Origin of the sequence: Actinokineospora sp. PR83, from assembly GCF_021056305.1 — a bacterium.
In the GTDB taxonomy this organism is placed as follows: domain Bacteria; phylum Actinomycetota; class Actinomycetes; order Mycobacteriales; family Pseudonocardiaceae; genus Actinokineospora; species Actinokineospora spheciospongiae.
This window is the reverse complement of sequence record NZ_JAJCXD010000093.1, coordinates 92,763-118,738: the sequence shown is the minus strand read 5'-3', so window position 1 is coordinate 118,738 and position 25,976 is coordinate 92,763. Positions and strand designations below refer to the sequence as shown.

The window sequence follows — 25,976 nt, the reverse complement described above, 5'->3', positions numbered from 1 at the left end:
AAACCCCGAGGAACCCCCATGCCCCTCCCCAGAATCACCGGCATCGCCAGCGCGCTGGTGCTCACCATCGGCCTGGCCGCGGGCTGCGGCTCCGGCGACGCCGAGTCCGGCGCGGGCGCGGGCGACACCCGCGTCTTCGCCGCCGACAACGGCCAGATCACCATCCCGGTCGCCCCGAAGCGGGTCGTGGCCACCGGGTACGCCGTCCCGGCCCTGCTGGAGGCCGACGCACCGCTGGTGGGGATCTCCTCCTGGCAGCGGGGGCTGCCGATGATGACCGCCGACGACCGCGCCGAGTACGACAGGCTGACCAAGGTCGCGGGTGAGTCGGCCGCGGAGACCAACTACGAGGCCATCGCCCAGGCCGAGCCGGACCTGATCGTCATCGGCGTGCCCAAGCCCGCGCTCGCCGACATCGACCTCACGCGGCTGGAGGCGGTGGCCCCGGTCGTGGCCATCGGCCCCTCGGTGCCGTCGGCGTGGCGGGACCTCTCGCGCAGGCAGGCCGACGCGGCGGGCGCGCTGGCCACCTTCGACGCCAACCGCGACGCCTACCAGGCCAAGACCGAGGAACTGGCCACCAAGTACGCCTCGGTGCTGCCGAACCTCAAGCTCGCCCACCTCGGCGCCTACGGCGAGGTCGCCAAGGGCAACTTCCAGCGCGAGTTCAACGGCGCCTGGGGCACCAACATCGCCCAGGACCTCGGCGCGAACTACTACGGCCAGGTCAAGGTCAAGGGCGGCGGCTCCAAGGACGTCAGCGAGTACCCGTCGATCGAGGAACTGCCCGCGGCCTTCGCCGAGGCCGACGCCATCACCTACTCCGTCGCCGCCGACGGTTCGGTGCCCAAGTCCGTGCAGTACGTCCTGGACTCCCCGTTGTGGAAGGAACTGCCCGCGGTGAAGGCGGGCAAGGTCTTCGCGCTGCGCTACACCGAGGCCGCGACCTACCGCTCGGCCATGACCGCCGTGGACGCGATCGACCAGGCGTTCGCACCACTGCTGACCTCGTGACCGCTGCCCGGACCGCACCCGCGCGCTCCCGGTCGGGGGCGCGCGGGGTGTGGCTGCTCCTCGCGCTGACCGTGCTCGCCGCGGTGGCGGTGCTCAGCCTCGCCGTCGGCGCGCACGCCATCGCCCCCGCCGGGGTGCTGCGGGCGCTGCTCGACCCGACCGGCTCCAGCGACGACCTGGTGGTGCGCGACATCCGCGCGCCCCGCGCGCTGCTGGCCGTCGGCGCGGGTGCCGCGCTGGGCGTGGCAGGCGTGCTGGTGCAGGTGCTCTCGCGCAACCCGCTGGCGGAACCGGGCATCCTCGGGGTGAGCACCGGCGCCGGGTTCGCCATCACCGTGGGCTCCGCGCTGGGCGCCACCGCCTCGGCCACGGGGGAACTGGTGCTGGCCGTGGTGGGGTCGGTGCTGGCGATGGCGCTGGTGTACGCGGTGGGCCGCCGCTCGCCGCTGCGGCTGGTGCTCACCGGGGTCGCGCTGAGCTCGGTGCTGTCCGGGGTGTCGCTCGGGCTGCGGCTGCTGCTGCCCGACGTGTTCGACGAGTACCGGTTCTGGGCGGTCGGGTCGCTGGCGGGGCGGGAGCAGGCACCGACGCTGCTGCCCGTGCTCGCCATCGCCGCCGCCCTGCTCGGCGCGCTGCTGCTGAGCAGGCAGCTCAACGCCGTTGCGCTCGGTGAGGCGGTCGCGCAGACCCTCGGGGTGAACGTCGCCGGGGTGCGGGCCGGGGCGCTGGTGCTGATCACCGTGCTGGCCGGGGCGGCGACCGCGATCGCCGGGCCGATCCTGTTCGTCGGGCTGATCGTGCCGCACCTGGCCCGGCGCGCGGCGGGCGGTTCGGTGCCCTGGCTGGTCGCCTTCGCCGCCGTCCTGGGTCCGGTCCTGCTGCTGGTGTCGGACACGGTGGCGCGGGTGCTGCTGCCGGTCGGGGAGGTGCCGGTCGCCGTCGTGACCGCGTTCCTGGGTGGGCCGGTGCTCATCTGGGCGGTCCGCCGCTACGGGGCGGCGCCGCTGTGACCGCCGTCGTCCTGCGCCGCGGCCCGGTGTCCCTCCGCGTCGAGCGCCGCACCCTCGTCTTCACCGCCGCCGCGGTCCTCGTCGTCCTGGGGCTGGGGCTGCTCGGCCTCTGCTACGGCGCGGTCTGGGCGAGCCCGGCCAGGGTCGTCGCCGCGCTCTCGGGTTCCGGCGGCGGTTCCGGCGTGGTCATCCGCGACTGGCGGCTGCCCCGCGTGCTCTCCGGGGTGGTCTTCGGGGCCGCGCTCGGCGTGGCCGGGGCGATCTTCCAGGGCATCACCCGCAACCCGCTGGGCAGCCCGGACGTGATCGGGCTGGACTCGGGCGCCTACACCGGGGCGCTGATCGCGCTCACCGTCCTGTCCGGGACCTCCGCGCAGCTCACCGCCGGGTCGGTGGCGGGCGGTGTGGCGACCGCGACCGCGGTGTACCTGCTCTCGCGCAAGGGCGGGCTGTCCGGGCTGCGGCTGGTGGTGATCGGGATCGCCGTCAACGCCATGCTGACCGCGGTCAACTCCTGGATCGTGCTGCGCGCCGAACTGGAGGTCGCCATCGCCGCCGTCGGTTGGAGCGCGGGCTCGCTCAACGGCGTCGGCTGGGACGACCTGGCGATCCCGTTCGCCGTGCTGGCCGTCCTGCTGGTGCTGCTGGCGCTGCGGTCGCAGGCCACCCACCAGTCCGGGCTGGGCGGCGAGGTCGCGGTCACCACCGGCGTCGGCCTGGAGCGGCTGCGGCTGCACCTGGTGCTGATCGGCGTCGGCTGCACCGCCACCGTCACCGCCGTGGCCGGGCCGATCGCGTTCGTCGCGCTGGCCGCCCCGCAGATCGGCAGGCGGCTGGCCGGTGCCCCCGGTGTGCCGCTGCTGCCCGCCGCGCTGACCGGTGCCGCCCTGCTGCAGGGAGCCGACCTGCTCGCGCAGGCGCTGCTCGCCCCCGTCGCCCTGCCGGTCGGCGTGGTCAGCACCGCCATCGGCGGCTGCTACCTGATCTGGCTGCTCACCAAGGAGGTGCGGCGGACGTGACCGCCCGCTTGACCGCGCGGGACCTGACCCTGCGCTACGGCGACCGGGTGGTCTCCACCCGGCTGTCGCTGGACGTGCCCGACGGCGCGTTCACCGCCGTCGTCGGCCCCAACGCCTGCGGCAAGTCCACGCTGCTGCGCGCGTTCGTGCGGCTGCTGCGCCCCACCGGGGGCGCCGCCCTGTTCGACGGGCGCGCGGTGGGGGAGTACCCGGGCAAGGAACTGGCGCGGGCACTGGGGTTCCTGCCGCAGGAACCCGTCGCCCCCGAAGACGTCCGGGTGCGCCAACTCGTGGCCAGGGGCCGCTTCCCGCACCAGGGCCTGCTGTCCACCTGGTCGGTCGCCGACGAGGAGGCCGTCGCCGAGGCGATGGACGCCGCCGGGGTCACCGACCTGGCCGATCGGCCGGTGCACGAGCTGTCGGGCGGCCAGCGGCAACGGGTGTGGGTGGCGCTGGTGCTGGCGCAGCGCACCCCGTACCTGCTGCTCGACGAACCGACGTCGTTCCTCGACATCACCCACCAGTACCAACTGCTGGAGCTGCTGGCCCGGCTGCGCGACGCGGGTCGAACCGTGATCGCGGTGCTGCACGACATCAACCAGGCCTGCCGCTACGCCGACCACCTCGTCGCCCTGCGCGACGGCCGGGTGGTCGCCGAGGGGCCGCCGTCGCGGGTGGTCGACGCCGCGCTGATCGACGAGGTGTTCGACCTGCCCTGCGTCGTCGTTCCCGACCCGGTGACCGGCACCCCGATGGTCGTCCCCTCCTTCTGACCACCCCGACCTGACCGCCCGACCTCCAGGAGCACGCGTTGAGCACAGCCCACGCCCACCCCGGCGCCGAGTCCACCGTGGACGGTGAGCTGCTGGAGCTGACCGGCGCCCAGCGGGGCATCTGGGACGCGCAGCGGCTGGAGCCGGACTCCCCGTACTACGTCGTCGGCGACGTGCTGGAGGTCAGCGGTGCCGCCCCGGTGGACGTGGCGGCGCTGCGCGCGGCGATCCGCGCCACCACCGAGGAGGCCGACAGCCTGCGGCTGCGCGTGTCCGACACCCCGGACGGCCCGCGCCAGGTGGTCTCCGCCGACCCGGTGCCGCTGCCGGAGGTGGTCGACCTGCGCGCCGAGGCGGACCCGGTGGCCGCCGCGCACGCCCTGGTCGCCGCCGAGCGCGGCCGGGTCGCCGAGGCGTGCCGGGGGATGGTGGACCGCCCGCTGTTCTCCCACACCGTGCTGCGCCTGACCGACCGGGAGGTGTGGTTCACCCAGCTCGGGCACCACCTGGTGTTCGACGGCTACACCGCGGCGATGCTGGCCCGGCGCACCGCCGCGCACTACACCGCCCTGGTGCGCGGCGAGCAGCCCCCGCCCCCGACCTTCGGCCGGTTCGCCGACCTGGTCACCGCCGACCTGGCCTACCGGGGCAGTGCCCGCGCCGAGCAGGACCGGGCCTACTGGCGGGAGCGGTTCACCCCGCTGCCCGACCTCGACGAGGGCACCGGGGCCACCGGCCTGCCCGAGCGCACCGTCACCGCCCGCGCGGTGCTGGACGCGGCCGACCTCGCCCGGTTGAGGGCCGTCGCCGAGGGGGTCGGCGCGACCTGGGGTGAGGCGCTGATCGCCTGCTACGCGGCGTTCCTGCACCGGGTGCTGGGGCAGGCCGACGTGGTGTTCGCGCTGCCGCTGATGTGCCGGGTCGGGCCCGCGCTGCGCACCCCGGCCATGGCGGTCAACGTGCTGCCGCTGCGGGTCGCGGTGTCCGGCGGCGACGGGCTGCCCGAGCTGACCGCGCGGGTGGCGGCGGCGATGCGGGAGATGCGCGCGCACCAGCGCTACCGCGGCGAGGACCTGCCCGGGGACTTGGCCGTCGCCGGGGCGGGTGCGCTGCTGCACGGGCGCGGGGTGAACCTGAAGGCGTTCGACCTCGCCCTGGACTTCGCCGGGTCCACCGGGGTCATGCGCAACGTGGCGGGCGGCCCGCCGGAGGACATGGGCCTGAGCGTGCTGCCGACCGGGGAGGGCGGGCTGCTGCTCGGCTTCGAGGTCGACGCCCGCACCCACGACCAGGCCGGGGTCGACCGCAGGCTCGACGCCCTGCGCGCGCTGATCACCGCGCTGACCGACCCGGCCGCCCCCGCCGTCGGTCAGGTGGACCTGGTCGCCCCCGAGGACCGCGCACGCCTGCTGGAGGAGTGGCGCACCGCGCCCGCGCCCGGCACTCCGCTCGACGTGCCCGCCCTGGTGGCGGGTCTGGCCGACCACGGCAAAGAGACGGCGCTGGTGTGCGGGCCGGAGCGGCTGACCACGGCCGAACTCGCCGCCCGGGTGCACCGCCTGGCCCGGGCGCTGCGGGCGCGCGGCGTCGGTGCCGACGACGTGGTGGCGCTGCCGCTGACCCGCTCGGTCGACCTGGTGGTGGCGCTGCTGGCGGTCCTCGACGCGGGCGCCGCCTTCCTGCCGCTGGACGTCGAGCACCCGGCCGGGCGGCTGCGCGCCACGACCGCCGAGGCCGGGGCGGTGCTCGCGCTCGCCGAGGCGGCCACCGCCGACGCCGTGCCCACCGGGGTGCCGCACCTGCTGCTGGACGCGCCAGAGGTCCGCGCGGAACTGGCCTGCTTGCAAGACTCTCCACTGTCCACTGAGGAACTGTCGGCGCCCCGCCACCCCGACCACCTCGCGTACGTCATCTTCACCTCCGGGTCCACCGGAACCCCCAAGGGCGTGCTGGGGCGCGTCGGCGGCCTCGCGTCGCTGGTCCACCACCACCGCGCGACCACCGTCGCGGAGGCCGAGCGCACCGCGGGCAGGCGGCTGCGGTCCGCGCACACCTACTCCTTCGCCTTCGACTCCGCGCTCGACCAACTGCTGTGGCTGCTGTGCGGGCACGAACTGCACCTCTACCCGGCCGACCTCGCCCGCGACGCCGAAGCCCTGCTCGCGGCGTTCACCCGCGACCGCATCGATGTCGTCGACACCACCCCGTCGATGGCCGTGCCCCTGGTCGAGGCGGGCCTGCTCGACGGCGCCCACCGCCCGACCCTGCTCATCCTCGGCGGCGAGGCCGCCCCGCCCGCGCTCTGGCGCCGGGTGGCCGAATCCGGTGTCGCCGCACGCAACCTCTACGGCCCCACCGAGGCCACTGTGGACAGCGTGGGCGCCCGGATCGACGGCGGCGCCCCCACGATCGGCTTCCCGGTCCCCGGAACGCGCGTCTACCTGCTGGACAACGGGCTGCGCCCGGTTCAGCCCGGCAGCCCCGGTGAGCTGTACCTGGCGGGGCCGCACCTGGCCCGCGGTTACCTCGGCCGACCGGGGGCCACCGCGGAGCGGTTCCTCGCCGACCCGTTCGGCGACCCCGGCGACCGGATGTACCGCACCGGCGACCTGGCCCGCTGGGTGCGGGGGCGGGGACTGGAGTACCTGGGCCGCCGCGACGGGCAGGTCAAGGTCCGCGGCCACCGGGTGGAACTCGGCGAGGTCGAGGCCGCCCTGGGCGCGCTGCCCGGGGTCGGCGCCACGGCTGCCACCGTCCGCACCGACACCGGCACCGGCAGGCTCGTCGGCTACGTCGTGCCCGCCGCGGGCGCCACCCCCAGCCCGGACGGCGTGCGCGCGGCGCTGGCCGACCGCGTCCCCGACCACCTGGTGCCCTCGGCGGTCGTGGTGCTGGCCGCGCTTCCGGTGACCACCAACGGCAAGCTCGACCGCGCCGCCCTGCCCGCCCCCCGGACCTCGGGCGCGGGCCGCGCCCCGGGCACCGAGCGGGAGCGGCTGCTGTGCGCGACCGTCGCCGAGGTGCTGGGCGCCGGACGGGTCGGCCCGGACGACGACTTCTTCGCCCTCGGCGGCGACAGCATCACCGCCATCAGCGTCAGCAGCCGGTTGCGCGCCCACGGCCTGGACCTGCGCCCCCGCGACCTGCTCGCCCGCGGCAGCTTCGCCGCCCTGGCCGCCGCCGGGCGCGACCTGCGCGGCCCCGACCCGGCGCACCCCGCCGAGGCCGACGACCCGATCGGGCCGGTACCCGCGCCGCCCATCGTGCGCGCACTGCTCGACGCGAACCCCGACCCGACCGCGATCGCCGGGTACGCCCAGTGGACGGTGGTGGACCTCGACACCCCCCTGTCCCTGGATCGCCTCGTCCACGGTGTCGGCGTGCTCCTCGACCACCACGACGCCCTGCGCCTGCGGGTGTCGCCCGCGGGTGAGCTGGTCGTGGCCCCGCGCAGGTCGGTGCTCGCCGATCGCGTCGTCAGCGAGTCCACAGCGGACAGTGCGGTCGAGGTGGCGAGCGGGGCAGCCGCGTCCCTCGACCCGGTCTCCGGTGACCTGGTGCGGGTCGTCCTGCTGCGCGACCCGGACCGGCTGGTGGTCGTCGTCCACCACCTCGCCGTGGACGGCGTGTCCTGGCGGGTGCTGCTGCCCGACCTGCGCGCCGCCTGCACCGGCGGTTCCCCGGCCCCGGTCGGCACCTCGTGGCGCCGCCACGCCCGCCTGCTCGCCGAGCAGGGCGCAGGCGGTGCCCGCCGCACCGAGGTCGAGCACTGGCGCACCGCCCGCGACGACTTCCGCCTGGGCGCCCGCCCGCTCGACCAGGCCCTCGACACCACCGCCACCGCCCACCGCGGCACCACGGTCGCCACCCCCGAGGCCAGCACCGCCGTTCTCACCGCCCTCACCGCGGCCTACCGCGCGGGCGCCGACGAGGTGCTGCTGGCCGCGCTGGTCCTGGCCCTGCGGCTCTGGCGCGACGAGCAGCGCGACGCGATCACCGTCACCGTGGAGGGCCACGGCCGCGACCAGGCCGGGCTCGACCTGTCCCGCACCGTCGGCTGGTTCACCGCCGAACACCCCCTGCGGCTCCCCGCCGACGCCGTCCGCACCGCCGTCGACCTGGCCGACGCGCTCGCGGGCGGCGACGCCACCGGCCGGTTGGTGCGCGCGGTCAAGGAGGCCAAGCGCGCGGTCCCCGACGGCGGCACCGGCCACGGCGTGCTGCGCCACCTCGACCCCGGCACCCGCGCCGAGTTCGCCGCCACCCCAACACCGGACGTCCTGCTCAACTACCTGGGCCGCTTCGCCCCGCTCCCCGGGTGGCGGCTGCCCGACGACGACCCGTTCGCCGTCGTCGAACCCCCGGCCAAGGCGCTGGAACAGGTCCTCGCGCTGAACTGCTTCGTCCGCGAGGACACCACCCCCCGCATCGCCGTGGAGTGGACCGCCGCCGGGCTCGTGCTCGCCCCGGCGGAACTGGCGGGGTTGCAGCGGGCGTGGGAGACCGCGCTGGCCGCCCTCGCCGCGCACGCCGACCGCATCGGCCCCGACGGCGGCGGCCTCACCCCGTCCGACCTGCCGCTGGTCGACCTCGACCAGGACACCATCGACGCCATGGAGCGGCGCGGCCGGGTGCTCGACGTGCTGCCCGCCACCCCGTTGCAGGTCGGCCTGTCCTTCCACACCCTGCTGCGCGCGGACCAGGACACCGACGTCTACGTCGTGCAGGCGGTGACCCTGCTGCGCGGTGCCCTCGACCCCGACCGGATGCGCGCGGCGACCGGAGAACTGCTGCGCAGGCACCCGGCGCTGCGCGTGTACCTGCACACCACCGCCACCGGCGAGGTCGTCCAGGTCATCCCGGCCGAGACCACCCTCGACTGGCGCCACGCCGACCTGTCCGGGCACACCGCAGACGACCGCGACCGCCTGCTGGCCGAGCACTGCCGCACCGACCTCGACCGCCCCTTCGACCCCGCGACCCCGCCGCTGGTGCGCTTCCTGCTGTGCACCCTCGGCCCCGACGAGCACCGCCTGGTCATCACCAACCACCACGCGCTGCTCGACGGCTGGTCCATGCCCCTGGTCGGGCGCACCCTGCTGGCCACCTACGCCGAACTCGGCGGCGGCCCGCCCGCGCCGACCGCCCCCGCCCCGACCGACCACCACCGCCTGCTGGCGGGCCGCGACCACGCCGCCGGGCTCGACGCCTGGTGTGCCGCCCTGACCGGGCTGGACGGCGGAACCCACTTGGCCCCCGCCGCCGCGGCGTCCACAGTGGCCCGTCCGGAACGCGTGACGGTCAACCTGGGTCGCGACTTCAGCGATCGGCTCCGCGGCTTCGCCCGCGCCCGCGGCGTCACCGCCACCACGGTCTTCCAGGTCGCCTGGGGCGTGCTGCTCGGCAGGCTCACCGGCCGCCGCGACGTGGTGTTCGGCTGCCCGGTCTCCGGCAGGCCCGCCGAACTCGACGGCGTGGAACGGGTCATCGGCCAACTCGGCAACACCATCCCGGTGCGGGTCCGCACCGACCCGGCCGACACCGCCGCCGCCCTGCTCGACCGGGTGCACACCGACAGCGTGGCCCTCGCCGAGCACCACCACGTCGGGCTGCCGGACGTGCAGCGCGCCGCCGGTCTCGGCGACCTGTTCGACACCATGCTGGTGATGGAGAACTTCCCGCTCTCCAGCCGCGACCGCACCACCCTCGCCCCCGGCCTGGACCTGGTCGGCGTGGACATCACCGACGCCACGCACTACCCGCTGACCGTCATCGTCATCCCCGGCGAGGAAATCGTGGTGGGCCTGGGCTACCAGCCGCAGTCCTTCGACGAGGACACCGTGCGCGGCTACGGCCGCTGGCTGCGCACCCTGCTGGAGGAGATCGTCACCGACCCGGACCGCCCGGTGGCCCGGCTGCGCGCCCTCGACCCGGCCGAGCACGACGCGCTGCTGGCGCTGGGCGAGGGTGCCGAGCCGAGCAGGCCCGTGGGCAGTTGCCTGGAGGAGTTCGGCCGGTGGGTGCGCAAGACCCCGGACGCCGACGCCGTGGTCTGCCGCGACCGCACCCTGACCTACGCCGAACTCGACCGCCGGGCCAACCGCCTCGCCCACGCCCTGCGCGAACGCGGGGTGCGACCGCAGGACCCGGTGGCCGTCCTGCTCGACCGGGACGTGGAACTGGTCGTGGCCCTGTTCGGCGTGTTCAAGGCCGGGGCGGTGCACGTCCCGATGGACCCGACCTACCCGGTCGACCGGCTGGCCTACATGCTCGACGACATCGCGCCCGCCGCGGTCCTGGCCACCCCGGACTCCCTCGCCGTCGCGGTGCGGGTCCCGGTGCTCGACCCCACCGCGCTCGCCGGTCCGTCCACATGGGATGAGGACCCGGTCGAGGCGCGGCAGGGGATCACCGGCGACTCGATCGCCTACGTCATCTACACCTCCGGCACCACCGGCAGGCCCAAGGGCGTCGCCGTCGCACACCGGGGCCTGCCCAGCCTGGTCACCCTCCAGGAGGACGTGGTCGGCATCGGCGAGCGCGAGCGCTACCTGCACTTCGCCTCGATCGGCTTCGACGTGGCGTTCTGGCAGTTCACGCTGCCGCTGCTGTCCGGCGGCGCCTCGGTCATCGCCCCGGAGGAGGTGCGCGTGCCCGGCGACGAGCTGCTGGACTACATCACCGAGCACCGGGTGACCGGGGTGAACCTGCTGCCGTCGTTCCTCGCCGCCATGCCGGACGACCGCGAGGTGGACCGCGACCTGTTCTTCGTCGTCGGCGCCGAACGCCTCGACCCCGAGCTGGCCCGCCGCTGGGGCGACCGCCGGGCGCTGTTCAACGCCTACGGCCCCACCGAGGTGACCATCAACTCCGTCACCTGGACCCACCGGCCCGACGACCCCGGCCCGCTGCCCATCGGCCGCCCCGACCCGCACGTGCGCGCCTACGTCCTGGACGCGGGCCTGCTCCCGGTCGGCGTGGGGGTGACCGGTGAGCTGTACCTGGCCGGGCCGAAGCTCGCCCAGGGCTACGTCAACCGGGCCGCGCTCACCGCCGAGCGGTTCGTCGCCGACCCGTACGGCCCGCCGGGGGAGCGGATGTACCGCACCGGCGACCTGGTGCGCTGGCGCCCCGACGGGCAGTTGGTGTTCCTCGGCCGCGCCGACCACCAGGTCAAGCTGCGCGGGTTCCGCATCGAGCTGTCCGAGGTCGAGACCGTCCTGAGCCGCCACCCCGGGGTGCGCGCCTGCGCCGTGCTGGTGCGCGGGGACCGGCTCGTCGGGTACGTCGTGCCCACCGACGGCGCCGACCCGGACCCGGCGTCGCTGCGCGCGCACCTGGGCGCCGACCTGCCCGACCACATGGTGCCCACCGCTTTTGTCCCCCTGGACCGGCTGCCGCTGGGCCCCACCGGCAAGCTCGACCGCGACGCCCTGCCCGCCCCCGCCGCGCACACCGCCGCCGAGGACCGGGCGCCCGCCACCGAGGCCGAGGCCGCGCTGCTGGCGGTGTTCCGCGAGGTGCTCGGCGACGTGCGCCTGGACGACTCGTTCCTCGACGTCGGCGGCGACAGCATCGTCTCGCTGCGGGTGGTGTCCCGGGCCCGCCGCGCCGGGCTCACCCTGACCGCCCGCGACGTGTTCGAGGGCGGCACCATCGCCGGGATCGCCGCCCGCTGCGGGACCGAAGAGTCCACAGAGGACGACCCGGCGGTGGGCGACGCGCCGCTGACCCCCGTCATGCGGGACCTGCTGAGCCGAGGCCGGGCGGACTCCTTCTGCCAGTGGGTGCAGGTGTGCGTCCCACCGGGCGACGAAACCACCTGGCGCGCGGTGCTCGACGCGGTCCTGGCCCGCCACGACGCGCTGCGCGGCCACCTCGCCGACACCGACGACGGCCCGGTGCTGCGCATCCCCGAGGTGGGCGCGGTGACCGCCGCCGACGTCCTCACCGCCGTCCCCGCCGCCGCGGACCCGGGCGCGCAGGCGGAGGAGCACATCACCCGCATCCGCGCCGCCATGGACCCGCGCACCGGGCCGCTGCTGCGCGCGGTGTGGATCGACGCCGGTCCCGCCCTGGGCAGGCTCGTCCTGGTGGCGCACCACCTGGTGGTCGACGCCGTGTCCTGGCGGGTGCTGCTCGACGACCTGGCCCACGCCCACTCCGGCGCCGACCTGCCCCGCCACGGCCTGCCCCTGCTGGCCTGGGCGGACGCCCTGCGCGCCGCCGCACCGGCCCGGGAGGTCGAGCGGGCGCACTGGCGCCGCGTCGCCGCCGCCCCGCACGCCCCGCTGTCGGGGACCGCGCTCGACCCGGCCCGCGACACCGCCGCCACCGCCGTGCACCACCAGGTCCGCGTCGACCCCGACACCACCCGCGCCGCGATCGCCACCCTGCCCGCCGCCTACCGCACCACCCCGGACGCGGTGCTGCTCACCGCCCTGGCCAGGGCCGTCGCCGCCTGGCGCGGCACCAACCCGGACCTGCTGGTCGCCCTGGAGGGCCACGGCCGCCCCGCGCACCGCCCCGACTTCTCCGGCCCGGTCGACCTGGCGCAGACCGTCGGCTGGTTCACCGCCGTGCACCCCGCCCGCATCACCCCGCCCCCGGGCACCGCGCCCGCCCTGCGCGCGGTGCGCGACCACCTCCGCGCCGCGGGCGACGGCCTCGGGTACGGCATCCTCGGCGGCGACCTGGTCCGCCACCCCGACGTGAGCTGGAACCACCTGGGCCGCTTCCCCGCCGCACCCGCCGGGGAAACCGCCTGGCAACCCCCGCCGGGCGTCGACCCGCTCGGCTCCGGCGGCGACGAGTTGCCACTGCCGTACTCGCTCATGGTCAACGCCCTGATCCGCGACGACGGCGACGGCGAGGCGCTCGGCGTCCGCTTCACCTGGCCCGCTGCCCTGTTCACCCCGGCCGAAATCACGGACCTGGGCGAGCACTTCACCCGCGAACTGGCCCACCTCACCGCCGAGGTCCCTGACGGCGAAGTCCTGCCGCTGACGCCGATGCAGGAACTCATGCTCGACCAGGCCCGCTCACCGCACGGCGACCCCTACACCGTGCAGGCCGCGTTCACCCTGCACGGCGACCTCGACCTGACCGCCCTGCGCGCCGCGGGCGCGGAACTGCTGGCCCGGCACCCCAACCTGGGCGCGGTGTTCCCACCCGCCCACGCGGTGCAGGTCGTGCCCACCCGCCCCGAACCCGGGTTCCGTGTCCGCGACGTCGACGATGCGGAGGTGGAAGCGGCGCTGGCCGAGGACCTGGCCGAACCGTTCGACCTGGCCGCCGGGCCGCCCCTGCGGCTCACCGTGCTGCGCCGCGCCCCCGACCGCGCCGACCTGGTGCTGACCAGCCACCACGTCCTCTCCGACGGCTGGTCCGCCCCGCGCATCCTCACCGAGCTGTTCGCCCTCTACAGCGGCACCACCCTCCCGGAGCCGGTCCCGTTCTCCCGGCACACCCGGTGGCTGGCCGCCCGCGACCACGCGGCGGACCTGCGTGCCTGGCAGGTCGAACTCGCCGACCTTCCCGAGGGTGACCACCTGCTGCGCGGCAGGCCCGCCACCGTCGCCCCGGCCGACCCGGTCCTGTTCGACGTCCCCGCACCGGTCGTCGGCGCGCTGTCCACCGCCGCCACCGGCCACGGGCTCACCGCCAACACCCTGCTGCAAGGGGCCTGGGCGGCGGTCCTGGCCGCTCGCTCGGGCCGCCGCGACGTCACCTTCGGCACCATGGTCGCCTGCCGACCGGCCGAGGTGGACGGGGTGGAGGACATCATCGGCCTGCTCGCCAACACCGTCCTGGCGCGCGCCCGCCTCACCGGCACCACCGCGGCGGCGCTGGCCGACCTCCAGGCCCGGCAGCAGGCACTGGTGGAGCACCAGCACATCGGCCTCGCCGAACTGACCGCCCTCACCGGCCGCGAACGCCTCTTCGACAGCCTGGTGGTCTTCGAGAACTACCCGGTCGACCCGGCGCGGCTGCGCGAACCGGCCCCCGGGTTGCTCGTCACCGGCACCCGGTTCCGCGAGCGCACCCACCACCCGCTCACCCTCACCGTCGTCCCCACCGACACCGGGTGGACCGGGGTCCTCGCCCCGCAGGCCGGGATCTTCGACCCCGGCGAGGTCGACGCCCTCGCCGCCGCCCTGCTCCGCGCCCTGCGCGCACTGCCCGCCCTGCTCGACGCAGACGTCGATCGACTGCTGGGGGAGGTCTCGTGAGCGACCGCACGGCACCGGCCGCACCGGTGGTCGACACCGCACTGCGGCGGACCGCCTTCACGCGGGTGCCCGGCCCTTCCACGGCCACCCTCGACACGGCCATCGTCTTGGTCGCCCCGCGTGCGCTGCCCGCCTCGCTCGATGAGGACGTCGACCGACTGCTGGGGGAGTTGTGGTGAGCGAGCGCACGGCACCGGCCGCGCCGGTGGTGGAGGCGGCGCTGTGGCGGACCGCGTTCGTGTTGGTGCTCGGCACCTTCATGGCCACCCTGGACACCACCATCGTCTCGGTCGCCCTGGACGTGCTGGTCGACCGGTTCGACGCGTCGGTCACCGACATCCAGTGGGTCAGCACGGCCTACCTGCTGGCCGTGGTCGCCGCCGTGCCCGCCTCGGGTTGGCTGGCCGACCGGTTCGGCGGGCGGCGCACCTGGGCCGCGGCGATCGCGGTATTCCTCGTGGCGTCGGCGCTGTGCGCGCTGGCCTGGTCGCTGCCCAGCCTGATCGCCTTCCGCGTGCTCCAGGGCCTCGCGGGCGGGTTGCTGCCGCCGGTGGGGCAGGCGCTGCTGGCCCGTGCCGCGGGCCGCGACCGCATCGGCCGGGTGATCAGCGTGGTGGGCGTGGTGCCGCTGCTGTCCCCGGTCCTGGGGCCGCTGGCGGGCGGCGCCATCCTGGGTGCGGCGTCCTGGCCGTGGCTGTTCCTGGTGAACGTGCCCGTCGGCGCGGTCGCGCTGCTGCTGGTGCGCCGCTGCGTCCCCGCCTCGGCACCGGTCGAGCCGCGCGCCCCGTTCGACCTGCGCGGCGCCGCCCTGCTCGCACCCGGGTTGGCCGTGCTGGTCTTCGGGCTGACCGAGGTCGGCCGGGGCCGGGCCGTTCCGCTGGGCGCGGCGGTCGCCGCGGTCGCGGTGGGGGCGGTGATGCTGGTGGCCTTCGTCGTGCACGGGATGCGGACGACCCGGGTGCCGCTGATCGACCCGCGCCTGTTCACCCGCCCCCCGCTGGGGGTCGCGGCGGTGGCGCTGGTGGTCCTGGGTGCCTCCGTGTTCGGCACCACGTTCCTGCTGCCGCTCTACCTGCAAGGCGCGGGCGGCCTCACTGCGTGGGAGACGGGGCTCCTGCTCGCCCCGCAGGGCGTCGGCGCCGCCGTGGGCTCGCTGTGGGTGAGCCGGGTCGTGCACCGCCTCGCCGCCCGCGCGCTGGTCCTGGGCGGGATCACCCTGGTGGCGCTGGGGACCGCCGTGTTCACCCAGCTCGGCCACGACGTCCCGGACGCCGCGATCGCGGTGTCCCTGCTGGTCCGGGGCCTCGGCGCGGCCATGATCGGCGCCCCGGTCCTGGCCCTGGCCTACCGCGGCGTCGAACCGGCGCACCTGCCGCGGGCGGCGGGTGCGCTGAACCTGCTCAACACCCTCGGCGGCTCGGTGGGTACCGCGGCCCTCGCCGTCGTCCTGCAAACCCGCCTCACCAGCCGCGGGCCGGACTCCGCCGCGGCCTTCGGCGACACCTTCTGGTGGGTGCTCGCCCTGACCGTCCTGGCAGCCTCGGCCGCCGCCCGCCTGCCCGGGCAGCGGGCGCGGGACGCGGCGACCTGACCGCCGATCTGAAGAAAACCCGGCCTGTGACCCCGGAGACGGGGTCACAGGCCGGGTTCACGGGCCGGGGTGGATCAGGTCACCGGGTTCTCGACCAGGAAGACCTCGGGGAACGGCTTGGCGCAGTTGATCGCGATCTCACCCGCGTTGCCGTCGAACCGGAAGGTGGCCTTCGCGGTGCCCAGGGAGATGGCGACGCTCTCCGAAGTCGCCGTCGGGCGGAACGGACCGGCGGTGATGGTGCCGGTCGTGGGCAGGGACAGGATGATGTCCTTGTCCCGGACCAGCGGCGTGCTGGGGATGGTGATGCCCTCGGCGACGTTCTGGACCGCGGGCGTGCCACCGCGCACGTTGAGGTTCAGCTCGTTCACCACACCGGAGAAGCTGCCCTTGAAGCCCATGTCGAGCAGCTTGTTCACGGTCGCCTTCGGGATGGTGAGCGCACCCGACGCCTTGGTGAACGACATCGACCCGTTCCGCGTGACCGACAGCGGGATGGTGCCACCGACCGCGATGCCCGCGTCGATGCTCTCCCCGCCGAAGGAGCACTTGTAGGGGGCGTTGATGATGCCGTCGAGGTACTCGGGGGCGACCGGCGGGAAGTTCAGCGGCGCACCGGTGATCTTCGACGGCGGCTGGCCGGGGGCCCCGCCGATGCCGAGGGTCAGCAGCGCGTTGCCCGCGGTGGGCGTGCACTTGGCGTCGACCTTGATCTGGAGGCCCCACGACGCCTTGAGGGTGACGTGGGCGACCGCCTGCTCGAACGCCAGCGTCGTGGTGCCGCTGTTCGGCGCCGTGTACGGGCCGACGTCGAAGGTGCCCTCCAGCGGCAGGCCGACGACGAGCGGCTTGCCCGACTCGATCGGGATGTCGATGATCGTCTGCGGCTTCTCCGCGACGTTGATGCTCGGCGGGGTCGAGTTGGACGCGCTGATGTCCAGCTCGGTGATGGTGGCGTCCACCCGGTTGATGCCGACGGCGGCCGCCAGCTCGCTCAGCCAGGTGGGGAATTCGATGAAGCCCGAGCCCTGGGTCAGGTAGAACTGTTGGCCGGGGCCGAGGCTGGTGGTGACCACGCCTTGGACGTCGACGCTCGTGCCCAGGTCCAGGATCTTGATCCCGGCCAGGTCGGGCAGGGTGATGGCGCAGCTGATGGGGAGGTTGAAGCGGCCGGTGTCCACACCGATGGCGGGGACGTCCGGGATGTTCAGCGCCTGCGCGGGTCCCGCAGAGGACAGGGCCACCACGGCGGCAGCGGTCGCCGTGAGGGCCAGTCCTTTGCGTAGCAGGGAATTGCGACGTCGTCGTCCGGACATGCGATGGCTCCTCGAAAAGCGGTTCAGGGCTAGAGGAAATGGTTCGTACCGGAAGTTACCGACCGCTGAAACCACACTTCAAGTGCTACTGGAATTTGCGCGTACCTCAACGAGAGCGCAGGTCGAAGATGTGGCCCCAGGCTGCTCCGGGTGGGTGGTGGTAGCGCGTTCCTGGCCCTCCACTCTGTCCTGGAACGACAAAGAACGCCGTACGCAGCGGTTTGGTACTTCGGCGTATCAACAGCGAGGATGAGATGCCAAGATCGGATTCGACCACGCCTGGGCCCTCGGCGGAGGCGCACCGGCGCAGGCTGCTCGGGGCCGTGCTCCAGGTGGTCGCGACCAAGGGCTACGCCGACACCACGATCGGTGACGTCGTGGCGCGGGCGATGGTGTCGCGGCGGACGTTCTACGAGTGCTTCGCCGACAAGGAGGAGTGCTTCGTCGCCGCCTACGAGGGGGCGTCCGAGGCCGTGCTGCGCCACATCGACGAGGCGGTGGACCCGCGCGACGACTGGGTCACGCGCCTGGAGACCGGGGTCGGGGTCTACCTCGCCGCGGTCGCCGCCGACCCGTCTGTGATCACCGTGTTCGTGGTCGAGATCGTGCGCGCCGGACCGCGCGCCCTGGCCGCCCGGCGGCGGGCCTACCGGCGCTGGGCGGCGGTCCTGGGTCAGGTCAGCGAGCGCGCCGCGATGCTGGGCGAGGACATGTGGCAGGCGGCGCTCGCGGCGATCAACGAGCGGGTGCTCATCGCGGCCGAGCGCCAGGAGGTGGCGGGCGACGCCGTGCGGGCCGACGTCATGGACGTCCTGCTGTCCCTGCTGAACGCCCCGGGCCGCGACCCCGCGCCCTGAGCCCCCCGGAGGAGTGATCCCCGCCCTGGCTCCCGAAGTCGGGAGCGTCCGCTCGCCCTCCTCCGCGGTGCTGGTTCGGACTCCGCGGGTGGATGCGGAACCGGTGGTGCCCACCCCTGCCCTCCGTCACCGGGCCCGAATAATCGCCATTTCGGGAAATCGATCGTCAAGGTATCGAACGGTTGAACTCTTTCACCCGCTGGTGCCGGGCGTTCGCGACCAGGGTGAAGTACGTTTCTCGGTGTTCTTCGGTCGAGCAACGCATTGCCCGTCGTCGGTGATGGGATCGCGGTCTCGTTGTGTACCGACAGGCAAAATCCGGGTGAGCGTTTTTGAGGAGTCGTCACAGTGCTCGGCCACGTCGAACTCGTCGCGTCCACGGCGATGTACGGCGTGGGGATCGTCGCCCAGCGCGCCGCGGCCCGGCGCGCGGTGGACTCCGCGCCCACGGGCGCTGCCGGCTCTGCCGGCTCCGGGTTGTTCGCCCGGCTGGTCCGCGACCGGCTCTACCTGATCGGGTTCGCCGCCCAGGTGGGCGGCTTCCTGCTCGCCTTCCTCGCCCGTGCCTCGCTGCCGCTCTACCTGGTGCAGGCCGGGGCGTCGTGCGCGGTCGGGTTGGCCGTCGTCGTCGGGTTCCTGGCGCTGGGGTGGCGGGTGCGGGCGGTGGAGGTGGTCGTGCTGCTGGTCATGGCCTCCGGGCTGGTGCTGCTCGCCGCCTCGGCGACACCGTCGCCCGCCCGCCCGCTGCCACCCGGGGCCGACCTGCTCCTGCTCGGGGCGGTCGTCGCGATCGCGGTCCTCGCCGTGCTCGCCTGCCGGTCCGCCGCGGTGACCTCGCTGGTCGTGCTCGCCGGGGCGGCGTTCGCGGTGGTCGCGGTCAGCGGCCGGTCGCTGGCCGCCGGGCCGCTCGCCCAGTTGCCGCTGCGCCCCCTGGCGTGGGTGATGGTGGCCGCCGCGCTCGTCGGGCAGGCGTGCCTGTCCGTGGGGCTGTCCCGCTCCTCGTCCACGGCCGCGGTGGCGCCGATGGACGCCGTCACCGTGGTGCTGACCTCCGCGGTGGGCCTGGCCGTGCTGGGGGACCGGGTCGTGCCGGGGCGGCAGTGGTGGGTGGCCGCGGGCCTGCTGTCCGTGCTGCTCGGCGTGGTCGTGCTGGGGCTGGTCTCCCGCGTGGCGTCGCCCGCGGCGCCCGCGCCCTCGGAGGCGGTGTGAGCGACCGGCCCGTCGCCAGCCTGTCGCTGGACCTGGACAACCTGTGGGCCTACCGCAGGACCCACGGGGACCCCGACTGGGCGCGGATGCCCAGCTTCCTGCCCACCGCGGTGCCCAGGCTGCTGGAGGTCTTCGGCGAGCACCGGGTGCGGCCCACGGTGTTCGTCGTCGGCGCCGACGCCGAGCGCGAGGACGGCGCGAAAGCGGTGGCCGCGATCACCGCCGCGGGGTGCGAGGTCGCCAACCACTCCCACGGCCACGAACCCCGGCTGCACCGCTACAGCCGCGCCCGGCTCGACGAGGAACTGGCCAGGACCGAGGAGGCGATCGTCGCGGCGGGCGCCCCCCGGCCCCGCGGCTTCCGCGGACCGGGCTACAGCGTCTCCAGCGCACTCCTGGCCGCGCTCGTCGACCGGGGCTACACCTACGACGCGAGCACGCTGCCCACCTGGATCGGCCCGCTGGCCCGCCGCCACCACAACCGCGGCACCCGGGCCGGGGCGTCCGAGAGCCGCGACGAGCTGTTCGGCGGCGTCGGCCGCGTGTGGGCGCCGAACACCGCCTACCGGTGGCGGGTCGGCTCGCACACCGGGCTGGCCGAGTTGCCGGTGACGACGATGCCGCTGGCGCGCGTCCCCGTCCACGGCGCCTACCTCCTGCACCTGCACCAGGCATCACCCCGGCTGGCCCGGGCCTACTTCGCCTCGGCGCTGCGGCTGTGCCGCGCCCTCGGGGTCGCCCCCTCGCTGCTGCTGCACCCCACCGACGTGCTCGGTGGCGCCGACGCCCCGGGCATGGAGTTCTTCCCCGGCATGGCGGTGCCCACCGGGGAGAAGGTCGCGCTGCTCGGGTGGGTGCTAGCCGAGCTGGGCAGGCACTTCGAGGTGGTCGGCACCGGTGAGCACCTGCGCCGCGGTGGTACCCCCCGGCGCGTGCGCGACGCCCGCCTCGCGGAGCGCGGCTGGTGAGCGCGCCCCCGCTGGTGGTGCGCGGAACCCGCCCGGCGCCCCCCGCCTCGACGTGGTGGCTGCGCGCGTCGGCCTGCGCCGCGGTGGCGCTGGCCCCGGTGGAGGGCTACCTCACCGCCGTGCACGGGCAGTTGGCGAAGCTGGCGCCCGCCCTGCTGGTCGTGTCCTGGGTGGTGGTCCGGGTGCGGCAGCGGCGGGTCCCCCTGTGGCACCCGCTGCACCTCGTCCTGGCGGCGCTCACCGCGCTGCTGCTGGTCTCGGCCGCGGCGCACACCCAGGCGCCGTTCGCCTGGGAGTACACCCAGCGGTGGCTGCCCTTCCTCGTGCTCACCGCGCTCCTGGTCGACCTGGCCGCGCGCGAGGTGACCGTGCGCGCGCTGATGGGGGCGTACGTGTGCGGGGCCGTGGTGGCCGGGGCGGGCGCGCTCTACAGCCTGGTCGTCGAGGGCTCCCCGCGGGCGACCGGTCCGTTGCAGGACCCGAACGACCTGGCCTTCGTCCTGTCGGTGGCCCTGCCCCTGCTGATCGCCCTGCGCCCGCGGCGCGCGGGGCGCGGTGTCCCGGTGGCCCTGCTCGTGGGTGCCGCGGTCGTCCTGCTCGCCGGGATGGCCGCGACCTTCTCCCGCGGCGGGGGGCTGGCGCTGCTGGCCGCCGGGACCTGGCTGCTGGCGCGGCGGGCGCTGCCGCCGCGGGCGGTGGCCGTCGTCTTCACCGGGCTCGCCGTGCTCGTCGCCGCCGCCGTGGCCTGCGGGGGGCAGGTGCTGGCGCGGGCGCTGCAGGAGAAGAGCTTCATCGCGGCGTCCAATGTGGACACCCGAGAGATCCGGTGGCGCGCGGCCCTGCGGATGCTCGCCGAACACCCGGTGCTCGGGGTGGGGCCGGGCGGCTTCCGCGGCGAGTACGCCGCGTTCTCGCACAACGCCGAGATCGCCGAGCAGACCCCGGTCGCGCACAACATGTTCATCGAGGTGGCCGCCGAACTCGGCCTGCCCGCCTTCGCACTCTTCGCCGGGATGGCCGCGGTGGCGATGGTCGCCGCCGAACGCGTCCTGCGCGTCAGCGCGGACCGCGCGCCGATGCTCGCCGTGCAGGCGGGCCTGATCGCCACGACGGTCGCCTCGTGCTTCCTGTCCGAGCAGTACTACCTGCCGTTGTGGCTGCTGGTGGCGCTCGCCGCGGCGGCCGATCTGCGTGTTCGTCGAAGAAAGGTTCTCGGTGCGGGTTCTTCACGTGATCAGTGAGATGGGCAGCGGGGGCGCCGAGGCGCTGGTCGCGGGCATGGTCACCGCGGGCGGTGAGTTCGGCTGGGAATCGGCCGTGGCCAGCGGTGGCGGCTACCGGGCCGAGGCGCTGCGCGGGCGCGGGGTGTCCACCTTCCCGGTCCCGGTGCCCCGCCGCCGCGCGGGCGGCCTGCTGCGGGCGGCCACGGCGACCAAGGCGGCCCTGCGCGGCTTCGCCCCCGACGTGGTGCTCGCGCACAACGTGTCCGCCAGCGTGGTGACCAGGCTCGCCATGCTCCCCGGGCGCACACCGCCGCTGCTGACGGTCTTCCACGGGGTCGCCGACGCCGACTACGGCGCCACCACCCGCATCCTGCGGCACACCTCCGCCGCGGTCGTCACCGTGGCCACCGCGACCGCCGACCGGCTGCGGGTGGCGGGCCTGCGCAGCCCGGACCCGGTGGTGATCCCCAACGCGGTCTTCCCGCAGGCGCCCACCCGCAACGGTGCCGCGGTCCGCGCCTGCCTCGGGATCGCGCCGCGCATCCCGGTGGCGCTGTGCGTGGCCCGCCTGGAACCGCAGAAGCGCCACGACGTGCTGCTGCGCGCGTGGGCCGCCCTCGACGGCGACGCGGTGCTGCTGCTGGCGGGCGACGGCAGCCTGCGCGGCGAGCTGGAGCGGCTGCGCGACGAACTCGGCCTCGGCGGCGGCGTGCGGTTCCTCGGCGACCGCGACGACGTCCCCGACCTGCTGACCGCCGCCGACCTCACGGTCCTCACCAGCGACTGGGAGGGGATGCCGATCGCCGTGCTGGAGTCGCTGGCGGCGGGCCGGGCGGTGGTGGCGACCGACGTGGACGGGGTCCGCGAGGTCCTCGAACCCGGCGGCGGCCTCCTGGTCCCCCGCCGCGACCCGGCCGCGACCGCGGACGCCCTGCGGGCGCTGCTGTTCGACGCGGACGAGCGGGCCGCCGTCGCGGCCGCCGGGCGCGAGGCCGCGCACCGCGGGCACGACCCGCGGGCGCTCATGGCCTCCTACGACCGGCTCCTGCGCGGCGCCCTGGCGGGGGTGCGCCGATGAGCGCGCTCGCCGCGGTGCGCCGGGTGTTCGGCCGGATCGGGCGACCCACCGTCGAGGGTGTGGGCGTCGGGGTGCTGGTCGGCGCGCTCGTGCTGGTGGCCGGTGCCATGCAGGACGACCAGTACGAGGGCCGCGTCGGCCTGCTCGTGGTCCCCGCGCCCGCGAAGGCCGACGGGACCGGGGAGGTCGCCTACGGCGAGGTCGTCGCCCTGGCGCTGCCCGCCCTGGTCGAACTGGCCCGGACCCCGTCGGTGTTGCAGGCCGCCGCCACGGCGACCGGGACCTCCACCGAGGACCTGGCCGCGCACGTGGCGGTGGAACTGGTCCCCGCCTCGGGCCTGACCAGGCTGTCGCTGCGCGGCCCCTCGGCCGAGCAGGCCGCCGCCGCGGTCCTGGCCGTCGCCGGGGAGATGATGCGGGCGGACCTGCTGGCCCCCGCGGGCACGCTGCGGCTGCTCGACGAGCGGCCCGACGTCACCCGGGTGGCGCCGGACTGGGCGCTGATCTGGGGCATGGCCCTGGTCGCGGCCGTGGTGGCGGGGGTGGCGACCGCCGCGCTGCGCTCCCTGCGCGGCACCGGCGCCGACACGCGGGCCGTGCGGGCGGCGCTGGCCAGCGCGGGCGTGCACCACCGGGTGGCCACCCTGCGCGAGGCCGACCCGGCGCTGCACGAACGGCTCATGGCCCTGTGCACCGCGGCGGCCCGCCCGGCCCAGGTGGTGGCTGTCGCCCCGGACCTCGGCAAACGCGCCCGGAGCATGACCCGGCGGCTGGCCGAGGCGGGCCAGGGGACCGCAGAGGGCGCCGCGGTGGTCGCGATGACCCACGGCGGTCGCAGGCGCCAGGACGACCTGGCGACCGTGCTCTCGGTGTTGCCTACTTCTTCGACCCTGGTGGCGGTGGTGCTGGCGTGAACACCCTGATGACCCGGCTGCGGTCCCGCTCCGCGCTGCTCACCGTCCTGGTGTCCGCGCTGGGCGCGGCCGGTGCCTGGTGGGCGCTGCGCCCGGCGTGGCAGGTGCCGCTGCCGACCGAGGCCAACCTTGCCGAGGTGCGGATGCAGGACTTCCGCGACGCGCTCTACTTCCCGATCCGCGAATTCCTCGCGGGCGGCAACCCCTACGACCCGGCGGTGATGTTCGGGACCTGGCCGGTGCGCCAGGGCTTCAACCTCTACCAGCCCTACCACCTGGTGCTGCACCTGCCGTTCGCGCTGGGCGACTACCACGTCGGCGCCGTGGCCTACGGCCTCACGTCGGTGCTGCTGCTGGTGCTGCTGGCGGCGCTCGCGGCCAGCCGGGTCCGCCTGCGGGTCCCGCTCCCGCTCGCCCTGGGCACGGCGGTGATCGCGGCGCTGCTGGTGTTCAGCCAGGTCGGCAAGGCGCAGATCTACCTCGGGCAGGTCAACCCGCTGGTGGCCCTCGGTGCGGCCGGGGCGCTGGCGCTGCGGTCGAGCTCCCCGCGCTGGGCGTCGCTCGCCCTGGCTGTGGCCTGGCTCAAACCGCAGTTCGGGCTCCCGCTCACCGTGCTGCTGCTGGCCCGCGGGTCGCGGCGGGTGGCGCTGACCGGGACCGCGCTCGCCGCGGTCGCGAGCCTGCCGGTGGTCGCGCTGCTCGTCGTGCGCGGCGGCGGGGTCGGCCCGTTCCTCGACGCCATCACGGCCAACCTCGCCAACGCCACCGGAACCGACTACGGCGCGGTGGATTCCCCGACCGCGCAGCGGATCGACGTCGCCGCGGTGTTCTTCCGCCTCACCGGGTGGCTGCCACCGGGCATCGAACCCGCCGTGCTGATCGGCGTCCTCGGGGTGAGCGCGGTGCTCGTGCGGCGGCTGGACGCCATGGCGGACAAGGACTCCGGATTCGACACGAGCGCGGTGGCCGACCTGCTGACCTGCGTGGCCGCGGTGGTCGCCGTGGTCCACCAGCCCGGTGACGTGCTGCTGGCGGTGCCCGCGATGGCCGCCGCGGCGGTGGCGTGGCGGCGCAGGCGGTGGCGGGCGGTCGGGTTGGCGCTGGTCGCGCTGGCCGTGCCCTTCCTGCACCTGCACGTGGTGGACACCGCGATCAGCGCCGTGCTCGGGGGCCGGGCGTCGGTGACCGTCGACGGCGTCGCGGTGATCGCGGCCTGGGCGCTGCTGGTCGCCTTCGCCGCCCGGGCCACGAGAACCCCCCGACCCGCCGCGGCGGACCTGTCCGCGGGGACGATCGCGTGACCGGGGTGCTGGGTGCCCGCGCGATGCGCGGCTCGCTGTGGCTGGGGCTGACCAACGTGCTCAGCAAGGGCAGCCAGGCCGTGGTGACCCTGGCGCTGGCGGCCCTGCTCACCGAGGGCGAACTCGGCTCGGTGGCCCTGACGGTCGCGCTGGTGAACATCGGCCAGGTGGTGCAGTCCATGGGCGTCTACGACGTCATCAGCCGCACCGAGGGCGAGCCGCGGAAGGTCGCGGGAACCGTGCTGACCCTCAGCGTGGGGGTCAGCGCCGTCCTCGCCTTGGCGCTCGTGCTCGCCGCACAGCCGATCGCGGCCGCGGTGGGCGGGCCGGAGGCGGCGCCCCTGGTGCGGTTGGCGGCGGTGAGCCTGCCGTTCTCGGCGATCGGCGGCGTGCAGATGGCCCTGATGCACCGCGACCTGGACTTCCGCCGCCGCCTGCTGCCCGACGCCGGGAGCGCCGTCCTCGGCGCGCTGGTCACGGTGCTGCTGGCGCTCAACGGGTGGGGACCGCAGTCGGTGGTGATCGGCATGGTGGCCACGGCGGTGGCCCAACCGCTGCTCGGCGCCGCGATGGGCGTGCGGTCGGTCCCCGGCTGGGACACCGCCGCCGCGCGGGAGTCCCTGCGCTGGATCGCCGTCGTGGGCCCGGCCGCGGTCGTGGCCATCCTGCTGGTGAACCTCGACTACCTGGCCATCGGCCGCGTCCTCGGCCCCGACGCGGTCGGGCTGTACTCGCTGGCCTACCGGATCGCCTGGATGCCCTACATCGCCGTGGCCGTCGTGCTCGGCGCGGTCGCCTTCCCGGTGTTCACCACGCTGCTGCGCACCCGCCGCAGGCACGAGCTGCCCACCGCCGTCAGCCGGTTCACCAGGGCGGTCCTGGTCCTCACCGGCGGGCTGTACCTGATCACCGCCCTGCTGGCGGACCGGGTGACCCTGCTCGGCGAGCGCTGGGCACCCGCAGCCGGGGTGCTGGTGCTGCTCTGCGCCTACGGGGTGGCCATCAGCGTCCTCCAGGTCTGGTACCAGGCGATCAAGGCCGTCGGGCACCCCCGGCGCTACCTCGCGCTGGAGACCACCCACCTGGTCGCGTTCACCGCGGGCCTGGTGTTCGCCACCCGGCACGGCATGGCCGCCGTCGCGCTCACCCAGGTGGTCGTCGCCTGGGCGCTGGTCGCCCTCACCTGGTGGGTGATGGTGCGGTCGGCGGTGGCCTTCCCGCTCGCCGAACTGACCCGCATGGGGGCGGGCGTGGCCTGCTCCGGGTTGCTGTGCGCGGCGGCGGCGCTGGTCATGACCGTGGTCGGCGTGCCGCAGACCCTCGGGGGAACGCTCGTCGAGGGCGCGGTGCTGGTGCTGGTCTACACCGGTGCCACCCTGCTGACCCAGCGCGGCACCCTGAGCGAGCTGCGCGCGGTCAGCCCGCGGCCCTCCCGGGACACCCCCGCGCGCACGGGGGACAGCCGGTGAAG

The 25,976-nt window shown here is 75.3% G+C and carries 16 protein-coding genes; 15 read left to right on the top strand and 1 reads right to left on the bottom strand.

Going from position 1 to position 25,976, the window contains the following annotated elements; genetic code table 11:
- Window positions 1-18 precede the first annotated feature (18 nt).
- The 7 genes from L6E12_RS28915 to L6E12_RS28885 are packed head-to-tail and all read left to right on the top strand — an operon-like array spanning window position 19 to window position 15,639.
- A complete protein-coding gene (locus L6E12_RS28915; protein WP_236231087.1) occupies window positions 19-1,014 on the top strand; it encodes an ABC transporter substrate-binding protein in 996 nt (331 codons plus the stop codon).
- 47 nt (window positions 1,015-1,061) lie between these two features.
- Window positions 1,062-2,024, top strand: a complete 963-nt coding sequence (locus tag L6E12_RS28910; protein WP_236231116.1) for an iron ABC transporter permease — start codon at window positions 1,062-1,064, stop codon at window positions 2,022-2,024.
- Window positions 2,021-3,043: an iron chelate uptake ABC transporter family permease subunit gene (locus L6E12_RS28905; protein ID WP_236231086.1), complete on the top strand. Its 1,023-nt coding sequence runs from the start codon at window positions 2,021-2,023 to the stop codon at window positions 3,041-3,043. Before L6E12_RS28910 ends, L6E12_RS28905 begins: the two co-directional genes overlap by 4 nt.
- A complete protein-coding gene (locus L6E12_RS28900; protein ID WP_236231085.1) occupies window positions 3,040-3,816 on the top strand; it encodes an ABC transporter ATP-binding protein in 777 nt (258 codons plus the stop codon). Before L6E12_RS28905 ends, L6E12_RS28900 begins: the two co-directional genes overlap by 4 nt.
- A gap of 38 nt (window positions 3,817-3,854) precedes the next feature.
- Window positions 3,855-14,048: a non-ribosomal peptide synthetase gene (locus L6E12_RS28895; RefSeq protein ID WP_236231084.1), complete on the top strand. Its 10,194-nt coding sequence runs from the start codon at window positions 3,855-3,857 to the stop codon at window positions 14,046-14,048.
- Window positions 14,045-14,227: a hypothetical protein gene (locus tag L6E12_RS28890; protein ID WP_236231083.1), complete on the top strand. Its 183-nt coding sequence runs from the start codon at window positions 14,045-14,047 to the stop codon at window positions 14,225-14,227. The genes L6E12_RS28895 and L6E12_RS28890 overlap by 4 nt, the downstream gene beginning before the upstream one ends.
- A complete protein-coding gene (locus L6E12_RS28885) occupies window positions 14,224-15,639 on the top strand; it encodes an MDR family MFS transporter (RefSeq protein ID WP_236231082.1) in 1,416 nt (471 codons plus the stop codon). Before L6E12_RS28890 ends, L6E12_RS28885 begins: the two co-directional genes overlap by 4 nt.
- A gap of 74 nt (window positions 15,640-15,713) precedes the next feature.
- Here L6E12_RS28885 and L6E12_RS28880 read toward each other — a convergent pair whose 3' ends face one another.
- Window positions 15,714-16,955, bottom strand: coding sequence for a hypothetical protein (locus L6E12_RS28880; protein ID WP_236231081.1), 1,242 nt, complete (start codon window positions 16,953-16,955; stop codon window positions 15,714-15,716).
- A 254-nt stretch (window positions 16,956-17,209) separates the two neighbouring features.
- Here L6E12_RS28880 and L6E12_RS28875 point away from each other — a divergent pair, with 254 nt between their 5' ends.
- The 8 genes from L6E12_RS28875 to L6E12_RS28840 all read left to right on the top strand — a co-directional run bounded on the left by L6E12_RS28875 (window position 17,210) and on the right by L6E12_RS28840 (window position 25,974).
- Complete coding sequence (locus L6E12_RS28875; RefSeq protein WP_236231080.1) at window positions 17,210-17,812, top strand: TetR/AcrR family transcriptional regulator; 603 nt, start codon at window positions 17,210-17,212, stop codon at window positions 17,810-17,812.
- Window positions 17,813-18,160: 348 nt separating this feature from the next.
- Window positions 18,161-19,021, top strand: coding sequence for a hypothetical protein (locus L6E12_RS28870; RefSeq protein ID WP_236231079.1), 861 nt, complete (start codon window positions 18,161-18,163; stop codon window positions 19,019-19,021).
- Window positions 19,018-19,989, top strand: coding sequence for a polysaccharide deacetylase family protein (locus tag L6E12_RS28865; protein WP_236231078.1), 972 nt, complete (start codon window positions 19,018-19,020; stop codon window positions 19,987-19,989). Before L6E12_RS28870 ends, L6E12_RS28865 begins: the two co-directional genes overlap by 4 nt.
- Window positions 19,986-21,230 (top strand): O-antigen ligase, encoded by a 1,245-nt coding sequence (locus L6E12_RS28860; protein WP_236231077.1) that lies wholly within the window; start codon window positions 19,986-19,988, stop codon window positions 21,228-21,230. The genes L6E12_RS28865 and L6E12_RS28860 overlap by 4 nt, the downstream gene beginning before the upstream one ends.
- Window positions 21,220-22,290 (top strand): glycosyltransferase, encoded by a 1,071-nt coding sequence (locus L6E12_RS28855; protein WP_236231076.1) that lies wholly within the window; start codon window positions 21,220-21,222, stop codon window positions 22,288-22,290. Before L6E12_RS28860 ends, L6E12_RS28855 begins: the two co-directional genes overlap by 11 nt.
- Complete coding sequence (locus tag L6E12_RS28850) at window positions 22,287-23,204, top strand: hypothetical protein (RefSeq protein WP_236231075.1); 918 nt, start codon at window positions 22,287-22,289, stop codon at window positions 23,202-23,204. Before L6E12_RS28855 ends, L6E12_RS28850 begins: the two co-directional genes overlap by 4 nt.
- On the top strand, window positions 23,201-24,505 hold the full coding sequence (locus L6E12_RS28845; RefSeq protein WP_236231074.1) for a glycosyltransferase family 87 protein: 1,305 nt from the start codon (window positions 23,201-23,203) through the stop codon (window positions 24,503-24,505). The genes L6E12_RS28850 and L6E12_RS28845 overlap by 4 nt, the downstream gene beginning before the upstream one ends.
- Window positions 24,502-25,974, top strand: coding sequence for an oligosaccharide flippase family protein (locus tag L6E12_RS28840; protein ID WP_236231073.1), 1,473 nt, complete (start codon window positions 24,502-24,504; stop codon window positions 25,972-25,974). Before L6E12_RS28845 ends, L6E12_RS28840 begins: the two co-directional genes overlap by 4 nt.
- Window positions 25,975-25,976 lie beyond the last annotated feature (2 nt).